Origin of the sequence: Moorena sp. SIO4E2 (assembly GCF_010671945.1) — a bacterium.
GTDB lineage: Bacteria > Cyanobacteriota > Cyanobacteriia > Cyanobacteriales > Coleofasciculaceae > Moorena > Moorena producens.
Map to the genome: position 1 here is coordinate 1 of NZ_JAAHIE010000616.1, position 3954 is coordinate 3954.

Consider the following 3954-nt stretch of genomic DNA (forward strand, 5'->3'; position numbering starts at 1 on the left):
ATGCGTTCCCACTGGTCATTCCGCAAAGCATAGCGGCGCGTCATTGTACCACTCCTGAAATTACTCAACTCGCCAAGAATTTATCTATTTTAAACTGGATTGACACCTATTTGATGACACGCCCTAGAATAGAGACATGACCCTAGTACCACTCCGTAAGGCGGTCGAACTTACGGGACTCTCTCAAACCACTTAACAGGAAATACGCAGACAATGGCACCATCAAATGTGAGCGAACCCCAAGCGGGTATCGACTGTTCGATACAGTTAGTCTTGCCACTTTGGGAAAACGACAAGCCCCTGAGCCAGTCACCATCTGTTACTGTCGAGTCAGCAGCAGTAAACAATTTGACGACCTCGCCAGGCAAGTCGCGTACATGCACTCGCTTTTTCCGGAAGCGGAAATCATCTTTGACATTGGCTGAGGACTCAACTACAAAAGGAAAGGACTTAGAGCCATACTGGAACGACTTATGCAGGGATGTCAGCTCACAATTGTTGTTGCCTGTAGAGACAGACTTACCAGATTCGGTTTTGAACTGTTTGAATACTTGGCAGAACTCAACGGTGGAAAAATCTTGGTTCTCGACCAACCTGAAAGCTGTCGAGGATCCGAACTCACAGCAGATCTTCTCTGAATCATTCACGTCTTCTCTTGCAGGGTTCACGGACTCCGAAAATACGGCAAAAAAATCAAAGAAGATTCGAGTCTTCCTAAGTGCTGAGCAAAGGCGGATGGTTCGTCAATGGTTTGGAGTGTCCCGTTATGTATTCAACAAGACCATCAAATTACTCCAGAGCGGAGAGATAAAAGCCAATTGGAAGGCTATTAAAACTGGAATCCTAAACGACCTTCCTGAGTGGTGCAAGGCAGTACCTTATCAGATAAAATCAATAGGGATAAAGGATGCTTGCACCGCCGTGAGGGAGGCCAAGAAAAAGTACAAAAAGACTTTTCAAATTAACAGGGTTAGATTCAGATCTAGAAAAAATCCTGTGCAGTCTTGTTATATTCCAAAGTCAGCTGTATCAGATCAAGGCATTTATCACACAAAATTGGGAAAAGTTTGCTTTGCTGAACCTCTCCCAGCTAGTATTTGTGATTGTCGTCTGGTCAGTACTAACGGTAAAATTTATTTGTCTGTGCCGCATACTACTGCTAAAAAAGAAACCGAAAACCAAGGTAGAGTAGTAGCTATAGACCCTGGGGTGAGGACTTTCGCCACTTTCTTTGGCGAGAATTCTATAGGAAAGATAGGCACGGGGGACTTTTCTCGCATTCAACGCCTCGGCCAGCACTTAGATAATCTAATCTCGAAAATTAGCAAAGCTAAGGGAAGGCAAAAGCGTCGAATGAAAAAAGCAGCAAGACGGATGGTGATCAAGATTCAGAACTTAGTGAATGAGTTGCATCATAAAACGGCAAAGTTTCTTACTGACAATTTCGATGTAATCCTCCTTCCTACATTTGAGACTTCCCAAATGTCCAAAAAGGCAAGCCGAAAAATCCGATCGAAAACTGCCCGAAATATGTTGACATTTGCTCATTACCGGTTTCAAGAATTCTTGAAGCACAAAGCCATCGAAAAAAACAAGGTTGTTGTCGATGTCTGTGAAGCCTACACCAGCAAGACGGTTAGCTGGACTGGGGAATTGGTCAATATTGGCGCAAGCAAGTTGATCAGGTCAAACATTGATGGGCGTGTAATGGACAGAGATATCAACGGCGCTCGCGGGATATTCGCATATAGCCTTGGGAGATACCCCCTGGATGCGAAAGCATCTTGCATTGGCGGGCTAAGGTCTACTTGGTAGACTTTGGTAGCCAAAAAGTATCGGAGATGTAAATCATCCTGTAGTGTTTTTAGACAAGTCCACGGGAAAAACCCATGTCATCCCAAATCCGTTTGTCAAAACCCCTTTATAAAAATCGACCAAATTTTTGTATGCCAGGAATCTATGGCTATGCGGATAAGGGGGGTATGGGAACAGGATTTAGTATCAGCAGTGAGTTCAATGGTACTTTTTTGGCGGAATTTGGGAAGGACTTTGAATCCGTAACTGCACCAGCTGTCGAACCAATAGCTGAGCCAGTAACTGAGATAGTAACTGAGACAGTAACCGAACCAGTACCTGCACCAGCAGCTGAACCAATAATTGAGCCAACAACTGAGCCAATACCTGCACTAGCAGCTAAGGAGTCATGTAAAAATAACTTTAACAATCTAGTCCCGAGAAAGAGGCTTAATTATATAGTTCCATTCCCCATGAAAAGAGTTTCGCTCAATGGCAATGGCATTAATTTCTTGGTCTGTCACTTTGATCCCTGTTGGATAGGGATTCTGATCTAAGCGTGCTTCAACTTTTAACCCTTGTTTTGTGGTAGTATTACGGATTAAATTAATCACGACCTCATGGCTTGTTAAGGGTCTACCTCGCCAATTCTGGGTAATATGACAAAATAAACGATGCTCAATTTTATTCCATTTACTTGTACCAGGAGGAAAATGACTTACATAAATGGTTCTTTCTATCTCTGTGGCTAATTCTTGTAGCTTCAATTTCCACAAGCGACAACGATAACCATTACTTCCGCCACAATCCGCTGTAATCATTAGCTTTTGGCTGTTGGGATAAAGTTGTTGTCCCATGGAATACCACCAATGACGAATTGAGAAGACAGCAAATTCAGAGGTGTCATGGTCAATACCAACATTTACCCAGCCTTGATTATAGGTTTTGTCATAAACTCCGTAAGGAATGACTTTTCCTAATTCCGGGTCTACAAAATCATGTATTTTTACTTCTTGGGGATGTTGCTTTTCACACCACTCCCTTCCTGGGTTTTTCAAGTCGCCAATTAATTCTTTTTTTTTGGTATCTACAGAAATTACTGGCTCTTTCTGTAACTGGAACTCTTTAACTTGGTTGGCAATGTGTAAAAACTGCTGATCTCGATCAGGGTGAGATGAGCCGTCACGAGTTTTCCGATTGGCTTGTAAACTGTAACCAAGATTTAACAGCAAATTGTAAACACTTTTGGGGCTAATTCTATGTCCACCCGCATTTAAAGCTTCAGCTAGTTTTACGACACTTTTAGAAGTCCATTTAAGAGGTGATACTGGATCTCCTTTTGTCATCGGTTCTATTAATGATTCCAAGTCTGATCATAGCATGGGGTCTTGTTCTTCGAGTAGTTTTCTGCCACCCCCACTACTCCTAATTCTACCAGAGTCATTCTCCGTTTTTTCCCCCTCAAAGCTCCCTAGTAACCTGATTCCGGCATGAATGGTCGTGCGAGAAAGACCTGTGGCAATAGCCACTAGAGTAATACCCCCCCACCCCAAGCTTCGAGCTTCGGTTGCTGCCCAAATACGACGAGTTTTCTCGTTTAAATAAGGTAATAAGGAATTATACTTTTCTCGAATCTTGTCAATAACCAGATGATTAGGCATTTCAATGTATCCATTGAATCTGGGATGGCGACAGGCAAGCTGAACTCCTTACTGGGTAAGGAGTTCACCCCATAAGCTTCCCAAATATACATGCTGACGTTGGACAGAGCTTGGACTATGTTATTACGGTTCGGAGCTTCATCAAACGGATGCAGTCCAACGAGTCGGGTTTCCCCCACTCGACCTTTGCATCAAGACCATGAAAGGAGGGTCAATTTGCCACTGTATCGAGATTGAGTCATGGGTCAATAAGCCGAGTAATATGCATGAGGGCTGATGTTACCCCCTGATCTCCCTTGAATATATTTTCATTATCTCACCAAGAGCAAAAATGTTCAAGTTATTTTTACATAAAGCCTTAGGTAGCTATACCTGGTTGACTGACAAAAGTTGAGCGCGATTTCACGAACCCCTTACCAGGGATGGGCGCTTTGGGCATTGACATCTGGTTGGGGGAGCCAGCATTCTCAGGAAAGAAACCACTCACATCCCAAAAATG

3 protein-coding genes and 1 pseudogene are annotated in these 3954 nt (G+C 43.2%); 1 reads left to right on the plus strand and 3 read right to left on the minus strand.

Annotation, left to right across the window (positions count from 1 at the left end):
* Window positions 1-170: 170 nt before the first annotated feature.
* Complete coding sequence (locus F6K37_RS34145; protein ID WP_287255216.1) at window positions 171-593, minus strand: hypothetical protein; 423 nt, start codon at window positions 591-593, stop codon at window positions 171-173.
* Here F6K37_RS34145 and F6K37_RS34150 point away from each other — a divergent pair.
* Window positions 568-1815: an RNA-guided endonuclease InsQ/TnpB family protein gene (locus F6K37_RS34150; protein ID WP_287255218.1), complete on the plus strand. Its 1248-nt coding sequence runs from the start codon at window positions 568-570 to the stop codon at window positions 1813-1815. The two genes, F6K37_RS34145 and F6K37_RS34150, sit on opposite strands and share 26 nt — an antisense overlap.
* Before the next feature lie 148 nt (window positions 1816-1963).
* On the opposite strand, the gene F6K37_RS34155 is transcribed toward F6K37_RS34150, so the two are convergent.
* Both F6K37_RS34155 and F6K37_RS34160 read right to left on the minus strand, forming a co-directional pair.
* Entirely contained in the window at window positions 1964-2224 is a 261-nt protein-coding gene (locus tag F6K37_RS34155; protein WP_287255220.1) for a hypothetical protein, read from the minus strand.
* Window position 2225: 1 nt separating this feature from the next.
* Window positions 2226-3455: pseudogene (locus tag F6K37_RS34160) on the minus strand (ISAzo13 family transposase).
* Between the last annotated feature and the right edge of the window lie 499 nt (window positions 3456-3954).